At 55.0% G+C, this 15670-nt stretch carries 15 protein-coding genes; 4 read left to right on the forward strand and 11 right to left on the reverse strand.

Annotation, left to right across the window (positions count from 1 at the left end):
• Positions 1–139 precede the first annotated feature (139 nt).
• From MOST_RS01920 to MOST_RS01935, 4 genes are all read left to right on the forward strand, one after another.
• The gene (locus tag MOST_RS01920; protein ID WP_054935975.1) at positions 140–361 is read left to right on the forward strand and encodes a DUF2922 domain-containing protein; all 222 of its coding nucleotides are present in this window, start codon (positions 140–142) and stop codon (positions 359–361) included.
• A 145-nt stretch (positions 362–506) separates the two neighbouring features.
• A complete protein-coding gene (locus MOST_RS01925) occupies positions 507–737 on the forward strand; it encodes a hypothetical protein (protein WP_054935974.1) in 231 nt (76 codons plus the stop codon).
• A 1-nt stretch (position 738) separates the two neighbouring features.
• On the forward strand, positions 739–882 hold the full coding sequence (locus MOST_RS01930; RefSeq protein WP_064774466.1) for a YvrJ family protein: 144 nt from the start codon (positions 739–741) through the stop codon (positions 880–882).
• Between the two features lie 92 nt (positions 883–974).
• Positions 975–1613 carry a hypothetical protein gene (locus MOST_RS01935; protein ID WP_054935973.1) on the forward strand — a complete coding sequence of 213 codons (639 nt, stop codon included), beginning with the start codon at positions 975–977 and terminating at the stop codon, positions 1611–1613.
• 69 nt (positions 1614–1682) lie between these two features.
• On the opposite strand, the gene MOST_RS01940 is transcribed toward MOST_RS01935, so the two are convergent.
• The 11 genes from MOST_RS01940 to MOST_RS01990 all read right to left on the reverse strand — a co-directional run bounded on the left by MOST_RS01940 (position 1683) and on the right by MOST_RS01990 (position 15670).
• A complete protein-coding gene (locus tag MOST_RS01940) occupies positions 1683–2897 on the reverse strand; it encodes an ABC transporter permease (protein WP_054935972.1) in 1215 nt (404 codons plus the stop codon).
• Positions 2894–3643, reverse strand: coding sequence for an ABC transporter ATP-binding protein (locus MOST_RS01945; RefSeq protein ID WP_054935971.1), 750 nt, complete (start codon positions 3641–3643; stop codon positions 2894–2896). The genes MOST_RS01940 and MOST_RS01945 overlap by 4 nt, the downstream gene beginning before the upstream one ends.
• A 2-nt stretch (positions 3644–3645) precedes the next feature.
• Positions 3646–5148: an HlyD family secretion protein gene (locus MOST_RS01950; protein WP_054935970.1), complete on the reverse strand. Its 1503-nt coding sequence runs from the start codon at positions 5146–5148 to the stop codon at positions 3646–3648.
• 200 nt (positions 5149–5348) lie between these two features.
• A complete protein-coding gene (locus MOST_RS01955) occupies positions 5349–5813 on the reverse strand; it encodes an ATP-binding cassette domain-containing protein (protein ID WP_054935969.1) in 465 nt (154 codons plus the stop codon).
• A gap of 69 nt (positions 5814–5882) precedes the next feature.
• The gene (gene dndA / locus MOST_RS01960) at positions 5883–7022 is read right to left on the reverse strand and encodes a cysteine desulfurase DndA (RefSeq protein WP_054935968.1); all 1140 of its coding nucleotides are present in this window, start codon (positions 7020–7022) and stop codon (positions 5883–5885) included.
• Positions 7006–7434 carry a DNA sulfur modification protein DndE gene (gene dndE, locus MOST_RS01965; RefSeq protein ID WP_054935967.1) on the reverse strand — a complete coding sequence of 143 codons (429 nt, stop codon included), beginning with the start codon at positions 7432–7434 and terminating at the stop codon, positions 7006–7008. Before dndE ends, dndA begins: the two co-directional genes overlap by 17 nt.
• Positions 7431–9434 carry a DNA sulfur modification protein DndD gene (gene dndD / locus MOST_RS01970; RefSeq protein ID WP_054935966.1) on the reverse strand — a complete coding sequence of 668 codons (2004 nt, stop codon included), beginning with the start codon at positions 9432–9434 and terminating at the stop codon, positions 7431–7433. The genes dndE and dndD overlap by 4 nt, the downstream gene beginning before the upstream one ends.
• Positions 9431–10930 carry a DNA phosphorothioation system sulfurtransferase DndC gene (gene dndC, locus MOST_RS01975; RefSeq protein ID WP_054935965.1) on the reverse strand — a complete coding sequence of 500 codons (1500 nt, stop codon included), beginning with the start codon at positions 10928–10930 and terminating at the stop codon, positions 9431–9433. Before dndC ends, dndD begins: the two co-directional genes overlap by 4 nt.
• Positions 10931–11064: 134 nt before the next feature.
• The gene (locus tag MOST_RS01980) at positions 11065–11739 is read right to left on the reverse strand and encodes a hypothetical protein (RefSeq protein WP_054935964.1); all 675 of its coding nucleotides are present in this window, start codon (positions 11737–11739) and stop codon (positions 11065–11067) included.
• Positions 11717–14863, reverse strand: a complete 3147-nt coding sequence (locus tag MOST_RS01985) for an ATP-binding protein (protein WP_054935963.1) — start codon at positions 14861–14863, stop codon at positions 11717–11719. The genes MOST_RS01980 and MOST_RS01985 overlap by 23 nt, the downstream gene beginning before the upstream one ends.
• A gap of 15 nt (positions 14864–14878) precedes the next feature.
• Positions 14879–15670: a hypothetical protein gene (locus tag MOST_RS01990; RefSeq protein ID WP_054935962.1), complete on the reverse strand. Its 792-nt coding sequence runs from the start codon at positions 15668–15670 to the stop codon at positions 14879–14881.

Below are 15670 nucleotides of genomic sequence, written 5' to 3' on the forward strand. Positions count from 1 at the left end.
TCCACAACAACTACGTCTACTGATGATGAAGATGAAGGCTTAGTCTGCCTTCTTGGACTTCATCATAAAAATGAAAATCTAAGAGAGCAAGAGATTTAACGAGCTAGAAGCAAATTATTGAGATAGGAGGTGAACAGTTATGCTTACCAAACGCCTGGAATTGATCTTCCAGAATGCTGCCGGCCGCCGGACCACCCTGGCCGTCCAGGACCCGCGGGACAACCTGACCGAGGCTGAAGTCCGGGCCGCCATGGAACTCATCCTGGACCGGAACATCTTTACCTCGCCCGGCGGCGACTTGACGGCTATCGTCGGGGCCCGTATCGTCACCAGGGACGTCACCGATATCATTGCTGCTTAACTTTTACCGGCCCGGGAGGAGGTGGGGAAGGGACTCGCCCCTTCCTCCCGGCCTAAATTGGGGTGAAATTTTCTACCGGCCTTACTTCCCTGGCGGCCGGTTTCCCCAAAGCGCAATTAGATGAAATTACATGGAGGTCTTTATAATGTTTCAAGTCAGGTTCAGTTATTTTGCCCGGCCCCGCCGGGGACGTTGTGACTGCTGCGACCGCCAGCAGACCCTGGAAGGTAAAATACTGCTCCTAGAAAATACTGCCCTCATCGGCGACCTTATTCTCTGCGCCGAATGCGCCGCCGCCTGGGGGGAACTCCTGGGTCAGGCCCGGGAAAAGGTAGTCCAGGAGTGGAACTTCAGCGAGGAAAGGGAGAGAGCCTGACATGGAAAACCTCTGGGTCCAGATCGGCAACTATGGCTTCCCCATGGTCATTGCCTTTTACCTCTTAGTCAGGGTGGAGAAAAAACTCGATGACCTGACGGTAGCTATAAACGAGCTGGCCCGAACCCTGAAACCCCCCGGCTGAATCGCCGCTATCCCGAACCGTGATAAATTCCCCTCTTGATCATCGAATATATGTTCCCATATAATATGTTTAGAAGGTAGGAGGTGGAATCCTTGCCAGCTAATTGGATCCAGCAAGGTCTGTGGCTAAAATTAAACTGCCTGGTGCCGGTCTACGGCAGCGGCGATGATGCCGGCAACTATACCGAGGTCTGGCTGGATGACGGCCAGATACTCCTTGACCGGCGCCGGACGAAGACTGTCTTGAAGGCCCTGGCCGCCCATCTGGGAGTATCCTGGCGGCAGGAATATACCGCCTGGTCCCGGGAAGGCCGCAGTCACCTGGCCCCCATTGTCCTGGGGCCGGAGATGGTCCTGGTACCTTTACGCCTGCGCCGGCCCCGCTGCCGCGATGAAGGCGGCACAGGCTATGTGGTCGGCGGCAAGGTAAAAAGTTTTGAGCCTTATGTCGAGGGCTTCTTTCGCACCCGGCTGATCCTGGCCGGCAACCAGGTCCTGCCCTGCCTTTTAAATATGGATACCCTGGCCCTGCGCCTGCTGGAAGGGGAAAGGACCCTCCAGCGCCGCCGGGAAACCTTTTGTAAACTATCCGCCCGCGGTACCGCCTGCCGTGAAAAAAACAGCTGCTACCTGCTGGTAGATCCCGGCGGCAGTACTGTCGCCGCACAGCTCATCGACCGCAAGGGCGACGTCATAATCCTCCGCCGGGAAGATAAATTCAGCCCCCTGTGACTGCAGGGGGCTGCTTTATAATATGCCCGGATTTAGGCCGGGCAATGGAGGTGAGAGCTAGATAAGGTCCTACTCGTACCGCAGGGCTTCGATGGGGTTGGCGGTGGCGGCCTTGCGGGCCGGGTAGTAGCCGAAGAATATCCCGACCAGGGCCGAAAAACCGATGGCCAGCAGGATGGAGGCCGGGGCGATGACCGCCGGCCAGCCGGCCAGAATGGAAACCAGGCGGCTGCCGGTGAGGCCGGCGAGCATCCCGATCACGCCGCCGGCCAGGCTCAGCACCAGGGCCTCAATGAGAAACTGGGTCAGGATGGCCCCGCCGGTGGCGCCGACGGCCATGCGGATGCCGATCTCCCTGGTGCGCTCGGTGACGGACACCAGCATGATATTCATGATGCCGATGCCGCCCACCAGCAGGGAAACTGCCGCCACGCTGGCCAGCAGCAGGGTCATGGTCTTCGTCGTATCGGCCACGGTCTCCATGATGGCCGTCATGTTCTGGATGGTAAAGTCGTCGGCCTGCTGCGGGCTGAGGTGATGCCGCTGCCGCAGCAGGGCGGCTACCTCGTCCTGCACCGTATTGAGGCTTTCGGCGTCCCGGGCCTGGACGTTGATGACCTGGACGTTCTGCCTGCCGGTGAAGCGCCGCTGGGCGGTGGTGATGGGGATGTAGACCATGTCGTCCTGGTCGGCTCCTCCCATCCCGCTGCCCTGGGGCGCCAGGACGCCGATCACGGTAAACCGGAGGTTGTTGAGGGTGATGGTCTGGCCGACGGCGCTGGTGCCGTTAGGAAAGAGGTTAGCTTCTACCGTCGGCCCCAACACGGCTACCAGGGCGGCCTGGGCGACGTCTTCCGCGGTGAAAAAGGAGCCTGCTGCCACGGGCAGGTTTCTAATCTCCGGGTAAGAGGCGCTGGTACCTTTGACAGTCGTGGTCCAGGTCTGGCTGCCGGCGGCTGCCGTGACCTGCTGGTTTATCTCCGGGGCGACGTTCTGCACCAGGGGCAAGCTGGCGATGGCTGTGGCGTCGTCCAGGGTGAGGGTATTGACCGTCCCGGCAGCGCCCCGGACGGCGCCGAACCCAGTCCCCGGCCGGACCAGCAGGAGATTGGACCCCATGCGGGCTATCCGTTCCGTCACCTGGGCCGTCGCGCCCTGGCCGATGCTGATCATGACGATTACCGCCGCCACGCCGATGATGATGCCCAGCATGGTCAGCAGCGAGCGCATCTTGTTGGCCAGCAGCCCGCGCCAGGCTACCGCCAGGGCTGCCCTGAGACTCATATTTTTCCCTCCCCTGCCGGCAGTGCTGCCAGCTCTTTTTCTGCCTGCCGCGGCTGTTCTATGACCTGGTCGGCGACGACCAGGCCATCGCGCAGGCGTACCAGCCGCTGGCAGTAGGCGGCGATATCGGGTTCATGGGTAACGATGACAACCGTCAGGCCCCGCTCACGGTGCAGGCGCTGGAAAATGGCCATCACCTCGACGCTCGTCCGAGTATCAAGGGCGCCGGTTGGTTCGTCGGCCAGGATGATGGCCGGCTCGTTCACCAGGGCGCGGGCGATGGCCACCCGCTGCTGCTGGCCGCCGGAGAGCTGGGTCGGCAGGTGGTGTTCCCGGCCCTCTAATCCTACCTGCTGCAGGGCGGTAAGTGATCTGGCCTGCATTTCCCGCCAGGGCACGCCGGCGTAGATTAGCGGCAGGGCGACGTTTTCCCAGGCCGTCATGTTGCCGATGAGGTTAAAGCTCTGGAAGACAAAGCCGATCTGGCGGTTGCGGATGTGGGCCAGCTGCTCCGGTGCCAGCCTGGTGACGTCCTGGCCGTGCAGCAGGTACTGGCCGCTGGTGGGGCTGTCCAGGCAGCCCAGGATGTGCATGAGGGTTGATTTGCCTGACCCGGAGGCGCCCATGATGGCCACCATTTCCCCGGCAGCGATTTCCAGGTCGATACCCCGCAGGGCCTGAACGCGGTTTTCGCCGGCCGCGTAGACCCTGGTTACCCCCTGCAGCTGGATTAAGGGCGCGCCCACGCTTACTGCCTCCCCTGGGCCGGCCTGTTGGGCTGCCGGTTCTGGATGGGGGTGGGGTTTAAGGGCGACCTTGCCGTGGTGCCGGTGGCCGGCTTGCCGGGGGTGCTGGTGCCGATGATTACCGCTTCACCGGGTTTCAGCCCGCGCACGACTTCAACGTTGCGCTCATCGCTTAAGCCGGTGATGATCTGTCGGGCTACCGGGCGGCCCTCTTCCAGGACCAGCACTACCGCCCGGCTGGTCCCGGGTTCGGTAGCTCCCGCCTCGCTTTCCCCTGCTCCCGTTCCTGTGGCGGGGGAAGCGCTTCCCTGTCCGCCGCGCTGTATTTCCCTGTTGCCGGAGTTGCCGGAGCCGCTACCCGGCGCCGGCGTCCCGGCGGCCTGGCTGCCGCTTTTATTGCTGCTGTTCTGGTAGCTGGCGGCAAAGGCAATGGCCGTCCTGGACACGGTGAGGACGTTGTCCTTCCGGGCGGTGATGATGTTGACGTTGGCCGTCATGCCGGCCTTGAGGGGCAGGTTCGGGTCTAAGGAAATCACCACGTCGTAGAGCTGGACATTGGATACGGTAGTGGCCTGGGGAGCGATCCACGCCACCTGTCCCGACATCTCCCGGCCGGGCAGGGCGTTGACGGTGAAGGTAGCCTTCTGGCCGATCTTTACCTTGTTGATGTCGGCCTCGTTCACCTGGGCCCGCAGCTGCAGGGCCGGGGTGATCAAGGTGAGGAAGCTCTCGTTGTTCGTGCCGCTGCCCACGCGGTATCCTACCTCGCCGTTGACGGCACTGATGATACCGTCCCAGGGAGCGCGGAGCTGGGCGCTGTCAAGGTTGCTCTGGGCCAGGGTTACCTGCACCCGGGCGGCCTCTACCTGCGCCCGGGCGGCGGCAATGTCTTCCGGCCGGTTGCCGTTTTTCAGGGCCTCCAGGGCCGCCTGGGCCTGGCGCAGCTTGGCGGCGGCCGAATCGCGGTTGGTGATGGCGTTGTCCAGCTCAGCCTTGGACAGGGCCCCGGCCTGGTAGAGGGCCTGGTCGCGTTCTACCGTTGCCTGGGCGTTGTTATATGCCGCCCGGGCGGATTCGACGTTGGCTTCCGCCTGGGCGATGTCCGTGGCCAGGGGACCGGCCTCGAGGAGCTGGAGCTTGGCCAGGGCGTTGTTTAGATTGGCCCGGGCCTGGGCCAGCTGCGCCTCCAGGTCGGCGGTGTCCTGGCTGGCCAGGACCTGGCCAGCTTTTACCACATCCCCGGGCTTGACATATATGGCTTTGATGATGCCGCTGTTCTTGAAGCCCAGGTTCACGCTCTTGACCGGCTCGATGGTGCCGGCGGCGTTGACGGTGTTGACGATGCTGCCCTGGCTGGCGGGCAATGTTATGTACGTCACCTGTACCCGGCGCCCCTGCCACCACCACAGGAAGGCGCCGCCTAAAAGCAACAATAAGCCCACCCCCAGCAGCCACATAAGCCTTTTGGGCCGGGGGTGCGCTACAGGGACTGCACCTGCTGTCATGTCATACCTCCCTCTCCTGTTGCCGCGCTACCGTCATATCTAATTTCCAATTATAACAGGAGAGTGGGGGTTAAACCTTAAAAATTCTTAAGAATTGTCCCGGGCGTAAAAGAAAGGCTGTTGACCTGCTGCCTGGCCAACAGCCTCAAACCCGCTTGGGCCCTTAAACCGGGTTTAAGGTTCGCCGAAAAAGCAGAAGTTTAAGAAGCTGCCTGCCGGATGCCGGCCATAAGGAGCCCTAAAGAGCGTTCGTCGGCTTCCCCCGCGTCCATGACCCTCATGAGCTGCCCTTCATATATTACGGCAATACGATCAGATAAAGTCATAATCTCTTCCAGGTGCTCCGAGATGAGGAACACTCCCATGCCGTTGTCCCTGGCTTCCATGAGCTTCAGGCGGACGTATTCGGTAGCTCCTATATCCAGCCCCCGGGCGGGGTAGGCCGCCACCAGTACGGAGGGATTACGCGTAATCTCCCGCGCCAGGATTACCCGCTGGATATTACCCCCGGAAAGGCGGCCGGTCGGGGTATCCAGGCCGGGGGTTTTGATGCCAAAGCTCTCTACCAGCGCAGCGGCCCGCGATCTTATACTTGGGTTATGCAGGAAAATCCCTTTAGCATAAGGCGGCCGGCAGTGGTCTTTGAGGATCAGGTTTTCCCACACGGCAATTGTGCTAACCGATTGGGTTACTTTATATGAAAAATAGTGGTTAACTTAATGGGCTAAATGACATCATTTCCACATAGCATTCTTCACAAAGCTAATTAGCGGCTGGATAGTAAGACTAGGGTCAACAGCCGGCCCCCATGAGAGGCGGACGGCACTCTCTATCCTCTCTTGGCTCAATCCCATAGCGACAAGAACATGGCTAGGTTTGTAGTCGGCAGAGGTACAGGCCGACCCGTTGCTAATAGCAATTTCGTCCTGAATTGCCAGCATCAGCGCTTCAGAATCCACACCTAAAAAACTCACATTTAAACAGTTGGCCATCTGGTACGCCGGGTCACCGTTAAGTTGGTATTCAACGGCATTAAGCTGGTCAAGGATTGACCTCTTGATGGCCATACATTTTGAAAGCCACTGCTTATGTTCGGCCCTGGCGATGGTAGCGGCTTTTCCAAAGCCGGCAATTAAGGCGACCGGCAAGGTCCCGGGCCGCAGTCCCCCTTCCTGTCCGCCTCCGTACATGATGGGCTGGAGAGGCGGGCGCCTGTATCCTTTGCGCCGTACAATCAGGGCACCAATTCCCTGCGGACCGTACATTTTGTGTGAACTCACGCTGAGGAGATCATATTGTAAGTCCTGTAATTCGGCCACCAGTTTGCCGGCGGTCTGGGCGGCATCGACGTGGAAGTACACGTCCGTCCCGGCAAGGGCTTTACCGATTTCATGGACCGGTTGTATCACGCCGGTCTCGTTATTGGCGTGCATCACCGTGACCAGAAGCGTATCGGGTCGTACACGACGAATGACCTCTTCCGGGTCGACCCGGCCTGAAGATGGAACTGGAACCAACTCGATTTCAAAGCCACATTTTTGTAAATAGGCTAACGGCTCCAGTACAGCTTTGTGTTCGATCGAAGTGGCAAGGATATGCCTGCGGTTTTCCCTGGCCCCCCATTTGGCCAGGCCTAATATTGCCAGGTTGTTTGATTCAGTGGCACCACTGGTGAAAATAACTTCGTTCTTATCAACAGCCAAAAGCCCGGCTATTTGCCCCCGAGCGGTCTCGACTAATTGGCCGGCCCTCTGGCCGAAGCGATGGGTCCGGCTGCTGGCGTTACCATACTCCTCCTCGTACACCCGCACCATTTCTGCAAGGACACGGGGATCGACGGGGGTAGTCGCGTTGAAATCAAGGTATAATGGCATCTGCTTCATCCTCCCCGGGGGCCTCTGGTGGGAGATCTTCAACCACCAGGTAGAGCAGGTCGCTAACGGACTTGATAAAATTGGTGGCACTCAGATAGGCAATGCCCCTGTGGACATGCAACCGGAAATACTTCGCCAGGGACGCCGGGTCTGTTCCTACCCCGTCCTGGATGCATCGTTGGATAACTAAAGCTTCATATAGTTCCTGGTATTCACCAAGAAGGGTGTGCCATTCAATTTGAACGTTACTGTCTGCCGGGATGGGTACGTCTGGCGGGGGAGTTGGCTCCTTAAGGGAAAGACAAAGGGCCCATCGGCAAAGGATGTTCCATTGATCAATACCGGTCTTACCCTTTAGCCGGGCCAATTGGTCCTTTGCATGGTTGGATAGGGTGAGCTGCTTGACGATCAAGCCGTAGCCTCCTTTGGGCAGGCAAAATAACCCTCTTTGATAAACGTCCGCTTGTTAACGTCGTCATAATGGAGCAGGTATCGGCGCCCAATGGCATTGTTAAGCGGCTCGAGGGTGGCACCGATGATCTCCGTGTCGGTAGAGAGGACAATCACCTGGTGGCTCGCGTTCGGCAAGTACTTGGTCACAAAGTTCATCCGGTGAGATGAATCCAGCCGGCCCATGGGAGTATCGATGATAACGGGTAGCTCCCGGCCGGATGCTCGTGCCAGTCCCCACAGGATGGCGATGGCCAGCATCTGTTTTTCCCCGCTGGAGAGGCGCTCCTTCGGCACTTCTTGCCCTGCATTATCGTACAACGAGATTTGCAATGTTTCGGGATGAATGCGAACGTCGGAAATCAAATCGGGTTTCTGCATTAAATCCCGGAGTGCCATAGTGATGGCCTCCGCTAGCCTGCCGATTTTTTGCTCCGCCAGCCGCCGGCTGAAGGTGCGCATTGTGTCCTGGGACCGTAGCGCCAGCGATATAGTACGTTTAGCATCGTCCAGCGTCTCGCTCTCCTCAAGTATCTTTTTAAGGGCATTTTTACGTTTCTGTTCCGTCTGGTGTATCGCGTAGTCGATCGAATCAAGCTCCTTCTGAAGTCTCTGTTGTTGATGTTGAAGCTCGGCAACGTGTTTTGCAGTCTCTGACAACTTCAACAACGCTTCAGAGACGGCCTTTTGATCAACAGGGTAATGCAAATGCTGGTTGACAAAGTCCAGTCTATCCTGGGTCTCCTGGTAAACTGCTAGCAACTGGTTAACCTGATTGCTTAGGGTAAACTGCCCTCTACTTATCAGATCCGCTAACTGTCCCTGGGCCAGGGGCGACAAAGAAAAGCATTCCTTGCGGGAAGCAACCGCCTCCAACTCTGCCCGGTCAGCCCGAAGGAATTCTTCTATTAAATTTACGGCCGGTGTATCGACTCCCCCGGCCTGCCTGAGCCATTCTATGATTTTTCTATCCCTGGCGGCGAGGGCAGGAAGAAGCGTACGGGCTCGGCGGATTTGCTCATCGGCCTGGGCCGACGTCTGGACAATCTTCAACAAAGGCATAACCAAAAGGAGCGGCAGTGGTCCGGCGGCCAGAGCGACCATCCTGGCCTTCAACTCGGCCAGCTTTTCCTGCAGCTCTCTCTGCTCCTGCTGGAGCCGTTCCCGATTCTGGATTAAAGTTCCTCCAAGTTGGAGATATTCATTTTCTTTCCGGCGCAAGTCTTCCTGCGCCCGTTCTACCCGGTTTGCTATACCGGCGATCTCCCGTTTAAGGCGCCGTTTTTCTTGGTACAGCTCCTCAAGTTCGCGCTCTAATCCCTCGACTTCTTCCGCGCCGGGTGTATCATTGAGGAGTACTTGATGCCGCTTTATAACCAGGTTCAGGTCGGCAATCAGGCGATCCACCAGGTCAAGGCCAAGGAGTGACCGGATGGCAGCCTTTACTGATTCGCTGGTTCCCCCGGATTCTGCAAGGGCACTGATTTTCTCACCATCAAAAAAGAACAGCCCAGAAATGCCGGAAGGAATCAAGTTCTCCACATAGGTATCCCAATTAGAGGCCAGGTGCGAATCCTCCAAACCATCCCGCCAAATTTCCAGGCGATCTACCACACGAACGGCTGCCGCTTTCCACGAACGGCGAATTCGGAGGAGTGTGTGACCTTCCTCAATGGGCACCATTAGTTCCAGTTCGACTGCAGCGCCTTCCTCACGGGGAACTCCCCGATGAATCAAACTATCCAGGTAAGCACTATATGAGCGGGCTCGTTCATGTACAAATGGTGACCTGCTGCCGTACAAGTTCAGGAGAATTGCCTCCAATAAACTGGTCTTACCACGCCCGTTGAGGCCGCCTACCAGGGTGATCGGCCCGCTGTTTTCTGTACGAACGGCCGGCTCAAGGCACTGCCGGCCTGCATAAAGACCGAAGTTCTCGAGTTTTATAGAACGAATGATCATCCGGCTTCAGGTCCTTCCTGCAAATAAACCTCTAGCTTGGCGTGGAACTTTTCGTCACGGTCCTCCCATTGGCCGACTCGCTCCTTAAGGGCAACTACCGCTTCTTCCTCATTGGAAAAGTAAGCACGCCGGATGAGGGTTGCCAGCCTGTTGACAACGCCCCGGCGTAAGGCGAGACCGCCGACACGCTGCTCTACATCTAGCAATGAAGCCTGCAGTTCAAAGAAAACGCTGTCCTCCCCGCATACTTCCTTCAGCAGATCCCATTCCGGTTTCCCGAAGGGACCTTTCCTGAGATCATTAAGGTACGGGTATTCCCGACCGGTCACTTCCTTATAAATACGGGGAAGGGAATCATCGAACTCGTGCTTCTCTTCGACCCATATCCGGCGTATCTCCCTGAGTTCGTCATCGGTAATCAATTGCAGCTGGCCTATGTCTTTGGGGCCATTTTTTTGGATCTCAGCCTCAACCTGCAGGAGACGCCGGAGCCAGTACTCCCGCCACTCCTTAGTGTAGGGGCCATGGATGGCCCGTCCCTTCTTGTCCAGTTCGACCCGCCCGGTGATCCGGCGGAAGTCACGTCTATCCCAATCATCAAGGACACCGTTTTCATTGAGGCTGCCAATTTCATTACGGAACTCAAGGAGGGGGGTCATCCACACCTTTTCCCAGTCGTTCTGGATCATTGCCTCCATGGACTTATCCTGGCTAACAACGGTACAGACCCAGCAGCCAAAGCGGCTGCTACCGCAACTTGGGGTTGAAGTATCCACGACCAGGGGACATTCATTGTCGGCACTGGCGCCCCGGTACATGGCGAGTAATTCCTTGTTGCTCACTCCCCAGGGGTTACGCACCTGCATTAAGTAAAACCAGACATCATCATTAGTCCAATCTTCAATGGGTGTAAAGATAAAGGAGTTGGGTAGTGTGCCGTTGGGACTGAGCCAGTCGCGTATGCGCTTTTCCTCGTATCGTTTCATATTTTGGGCACGCTGCTGGCTTTCGGCCTTGCGTGTACCGAGTATCAGGATGGCTTCGCCGTGACGGGTCACTACGTTCTGGATGAACCGGTTCGCGGGGTCGATTTTTAACCGGCTCGTGCACCAGCGGAAGTTCCGCCGCGGGGCGGGATAGCCCTTGCCTATCAGGTTTACCCAAAAGGTGTTCTTCGTCTCGGGGGTAAGCCGGTGGGGTTCTATGGGAAGGCCCTGGTCCCGGGCCGCCTCCTTCATCAGAGCCAGGGAACGATTAACCCATGCCCCAACTACCGGTTGTTCCACCAGCGTGTCGGTACTGATCACGTGTATCGTCTTGTGTTGCCTGGCTTTCCCAGGTAGCCCGGCAATGGCATGCCATACGAGCTGTAAGGTGGCCGTGGAGTCCTTTCCTCCACTGTACCCTACAATCCAGGGGACCTGGTCGGCCAGGTAAAGATCGCGTATACGCTGGCTGATTTCATCGATGGTTTCCTTTGTAATTAGGACAGCCATGGGATCTCCCCTTTGCATAAGGCACGGTCATTGTCGCCATAGGAAGTCTACTTTTCCTGCCCTTGATGTATAATACCACCCTTCCAATTGCTTAGCAATAAACTTCCATTCCCAGAGCGACAGGCGCCAATATTTTAAGCCGAAACTTTAAATCTAATAACAATGCGTGATTCAAGCCTGTGTTCCCTGAGCCAATTCATGACATCATCATCGAGGTCGGCTAAACTGGCGCTGCCGTTGGCAACCAGCGTTAGAAAATTCCTGATTTTATTGTCGACATCAAGGGAGGCTATAATCTGCTTGCCTTCCTCAATTGCTTTAGTAAAACTGCTTACCTCTTCAGCAGACACCGGCCACTTTCCCAGGAAGCTCTTGATTGCGGCCGTTGTTTGGGCTTTACCCGGTTCCCCAACCAGGGGAATAATAACTTCCAGTAACTGCAAGACATCTTCACTAGACTTGCGGACAAACCCTTCCCATTTAGCCTTTAGGTGTTCATCGAGGCTGCTTGTAGCCCTGGAAAGGCGGGATAGCTCCAGGGGTTCCAATTCGGCGGCATCTAGTTTTAGTACGATTTCATCTAAGGGTTGATGGATGCCATTAATAACTTTCACGGGGAGGGTTAAGTCTAAATCCGCACAGCAAGCGCTAAACGCAGCACCAAATTTAACAAGCGACCTGAGGTCGCTCAGGAGGCGTTCTAGCTCATCCAATAGCCGTTTCAAAGAGTTAGCTCGCCTGATTGTTTCTTCGATGTTGTTATGCTCATCAAGTATGTTAATGGCCTCATCTAGCAATTCCGCCAGCACGGTCTCCACCCCACAACACGTTAAGCTGTGCTTTTATTGTATTTATCTGGTTTTTCACGGCGCCGGCACGACTTGAGGTATCCGGTATTTCCTTCCGCCTTCGCTGGAGATTCTCGTTGTAGTATTTATAAATCTGCTCAGCCTCAGCAGCGATGCTGGCTGCCGTGTCTGCGGCCTCTTCGATTATTTTGATGGGGTCGCTAACGAACCTTAGAAGCAGGATATTTACCGGCATAGAATCATCTAAACCCTGCAGGCTTGCCACGGCGGCGGCAATTGCTTCGGCATTAGCCCTGATGGTGCTAACCCTTGTAGAATACTCTGACCTATAAGCAATGTGAGCCCAAGAAAGCCGGTTAAGGAATATGTCCATTTTCTCCGTTATATGGACTATGCCGGAAGCCGTGATTTCTTCGCCGTAGAAGGTACATAAGCGGCTAATGGCAGCACGGGCTTTTTCCTTTTCGCCCTCCGCTACTCTTCTGATCCTGGGCATAAGCTCGTTAAGGAGGGTAAGGGAAAGGGTAAGGGCATTGGCCGATGACGGCTGTTTTGGAAGTTCATTAAAGGTCCAGTTCATGGCCTGCAGCTTTTCGATGGCACTGAGGATGTAGTCGGTGTAAAGGAAAAACTTATCAGAGACATCGGTTACACGGCCCAGCCTGGTATTGTAAAAATGCCTTATAACCTCCTTGTTCTCCTTGTAGCGGGAATCAGACCACATGTTCTTAAGCAAGTCGTTCCATCGGCTGCTGTGACCGTTGCCGTCCACTTTGGGCGGGCGTTGCTGGTCAGTAAGGAGTTTTTGGGCTAATTCCTCGCTTCCTTCCCGGCCGGTGATATAACCGGCAAGCAAAAGCCTGTAGTATTCTACGGTGCAGGCCCACTCAAATATAGGCCACTTTTCGGCCGGGGTATCACCGACTGATTTCAGGGCTGCAATAAAGCGGTCCTTTATTTTATAGGTCCAATTAACAAGATAATACTGGTATGTGGGAGCATCATCAAAGCTCCAGCTCTCTTTACCCACGTACCTCCAACGAGTCAAGCCGATAAGGATCATTCGCCCTTCCGGTGAGCGTTCCAATTTGATTATGGCATCTTCTTCCCCGCGCGGCTGCCCCTCTATGGCCACGAGCCTGCGCTGGAGCATTCTATTGGCTATATAATAGGACACGCCTTCGGATTGCCAATTAATTGCAGTTACCAGGTAGTCGTACAGGTCATTTCTTAACCTTTCATAGGTCCTTAAAGGCTCTCCGCTATTGGCCCATTCCTCAATACTCGCTATCCGATCCTGATATTCTGCCATTACCCGGTCCACGGGTTCTGAGCTCACCGGCGGAGGTGTTGCCGGCGGCTCAGGTCCTTTTCTCCCGGGGGCATCGCCGTGGGTAATTGTCGGTACCGGCTTGTCAGGAGGCTGAGCCTTGTTTGGAAGCTTATCGTTGACAGTAAGATCCGGAAAACCAAAGTATAAGAACGCTTCTGAAGCAAGACCCCCGACAAGGAAGCCGTTGCGTGCCGGTACCCGGTAAGCGGTACCATCACCCCATACACAAAGATAAGCTGACAGCCTTTTCTTTTCTTCCGCAGGCAGGTCCATGTTATCTATCAAGGCAGCGTGCGTACTTTCCTTCCAAACAAGCAGGCTTGTGGGTATACTTGCCACATTGGGGAAGGATTTAGGATCGTCCAAAAAACAACTCAAATGCTCCCGGATAACCCAACGGAGAAAATTCCTTGGCGTTTTTAGGGATAGAGCCCCGTAGAGTTTTTCCAGGGCATTAGTAGTAAAGGGAAAAAGGGTTAGCTTCTGTCCGGTGGCCAGATTTACAGACTCCCAGGCTGGAAGGCTATTATCTTCATACACAGGCAAGCTTTCGGGGCGCGCACCGCCGGCCACCCATGAAGTAAAGGCACTGTATGGCTGGTAAATGGCGTTCAGGTACTTTGCTGCCAGTTCCCGCAGAGAATCACGATCACTAAAGACATTTTCACCTACTTCAATCTGGGCTGTTACCCTATCTTTAAAGTTGTCACGGAATTGCTCATAGTAGGCATTGGTGATACCCACGAAAGAGCTTATGCGGCAAAGGCCCTTGCCTTCGTTCATACCACCATGTTCGGTTACAAGCACGGTTATAAGTTCCTTGTCGATAGCGGTAAAGGCAGTTATGTCTTCGATAAACAGGGTAAGGTTTTTGCCCTGGGCTGCCAGTTCCTTTCTTAGCGTCTCGAACACCTGGCGTAAATCGCCAGATTCGTATCTGGCACACCTCATAATCACGCGCTCGATGAGGGTGTTAAGGTACCTTGCCAGTTTTTCGGGCACATTCTCCTTTTCGTTTTCAAAAAGCCTGTCGGCAAAACGCGAGGCCTTTCTGTCGGCATTGTTACGTAAATGGGGAAGAAGGTCGCGTACAAAAAGGAAATCCTGGGCATAAAAGAGGGGCTCTACCTCATTGTCGGAATTGTTACGCCCTGAATAGGTGATCTTATCACATATCCGGGTTATCGGGCCACCTTCCTCCATAAGATATTGCATTATTAAATCATTGCGCAGGAAAATGGCTATTTCTTTGCGCACGCTATGCCGGAAAAAAGTATCGTTCTCGTCATGTTCGACTTCATAACTAAAGTGGTGAAGAATTAGGTTCTTTAACCGGTCCTCATCAAGGACTTCATCTGCTTCGAGGAGGTGGCGGTACCTGCGTATTTTCTCTTCGTCCCTTATAACGCCGGCGTCGATGAGTTGGCGTATGGTACCGCGCAAGGTATTGTCGGAACGCTGGATGAAAAGCACCATTTCCTTTTCAGGGTCAAAGTAAGCCTCATCGCTTTCCAGGCGCACTTTTAGCCAGCGGATGAGGTGGGATTTACCGGCGCCGTTGGGACCACGGATTATGACAAATTGGTGTCTATTGTTGCGGTTGACAACCAGCCTCTGGTATATTTCCTCCTCGGTTAAATCGGTACCGGCATCCTCAAGGCTACCGCCTGGTATATACCTCAGGCGCTTAAATGGCACGTGCGTCGCAAGAAAGTCCGCATCTTTGCTTGCTATGACGTCGGTTTTGATTATGTCTTCCTCCATGCGTCTTTTGGCAGCTGTATAGTCCATGGCTCCACCTCCGGTTTAGATTTTGACTAAAATATCTGTAACGTCTTTAGTTATCTCGTGGGTAAACATTGGGTAAAGGTTCCACTTCTCAGCACTATCGGGATTATATATAAGCTGTACCATATCCCTGTCGTGTAACATTCTGAGCCCGCTGGAAAGTCCCAGGCAAAGGTCATGACTATCCAGGTTATGCACAGATTCCGGGCAGTTCTCCTTTAGCCAGGAGACAAACATACTAAACGGCACCTTTACATTCCTCGGGAAAGGGTTTTCCCTATCCTTATCCAGTATCAAAGCGTCATGGAGGCGCACAAACATGTTGGGAATCAGAAATAAGTTATGCAAAACACCTATGCCAAAAAACGAAGCCCAGAAGCGCCACCCGCGAATGGCAATGTCGTCAACCTTATCATTATCAAAATCTCTTCCCAGCCTTATGGCCAACTCATCAACATTGGTATAGTAAAAATAATTATCATTCTGGCTTAGATACCATGCAGTAAAGCGGAAAAACACCGATTCCCTATCTTTTAAGGCCTGCTGCGCCGTGAATCTGCGATAGCTTGCAAAGCTATTGAATACATCGGCTGAAACATTAAGCCTTACTCGTTCGTCTACTTCAGAAATAAGTTCAAGCTCTCTAGCCGCACTGTATGTAAGTGGAAAATTATTGGGATCCTTTTCAATCCAGTTGGGCTCCAGCATTTCACGCAGCCTGTTTTTAGGTATTGGGGACCGTGCCACCAGCCGGCATAATGCATAAACACGTTCGGGAGTAGGTTCCACCCTCATTCTATTTTTGAACAT

Source organism: Neomoorella stamsii, assembly GCF_002995805.1.
GTDB lineage: Bacteria > Bacillota > DSM-521 > Neomoorellales > Neomoorellaceae > Neomoorella > Neomoorella stamsii.